We start from the raw sequence: 362 nt of genomic DNA, 5'->3' as shown, positions 1-362 counted from the left end.
CCAACAGGGGAGTCACTTCGCGCAAGGATGTGAACAACCAGGTGAAATTTGGGTTCAACAAGCTTCTGCGTGATTCGGCTGTAGCACTCAATGGTCATGTGCCGTTTCGCAGACATGCCCAGCAAGGTTCCTCTGAATCTTCAGAAGCGTTCTACGCAGGAAGGACGAGTTTCGTCAATCTGTCAGAAGAGGGCGGATTTCCCAGGCGGATATAATCTCCGATTAGATGAAGTCGCCAATGAAATCTCCTATCTACCCTATTTCCCCCAAGTCAAGGGCAAATCGTTCTTCTTACTTGACTTTTTGGCTTTTTGGAGCGATACTAGTCTCTAGACCGCTGGACAGAAGGGCGTGCGAATAGC

The 362-nt window shown here is 49.2% G+C and carries 1 protein-coding gene; it reads left to right on the top strand.

Annotated elements, in window-relative coordinates; translation table 11 throughout:
- On the top strand, window positions 1-215 hold a 215-nt coding region (locus AB1L30_RS00690; protein WP_367011424.1), incomplete at its 5' end, for a hypothetical protein.
- Window positions 216-362: the final 147 nt, after the last annotated feature.

This window comes from Bremerella sp. JC817, assembly GCF_040718835.1.
Classification (GTDB): Bacteria; Planctomycetota; Planctomycetia; order Pirellulales; family Pirellulaceae; genus Bremerella.
This window is presented reverse-complemented; position numbering and strand designations above follow the sequence as displayed.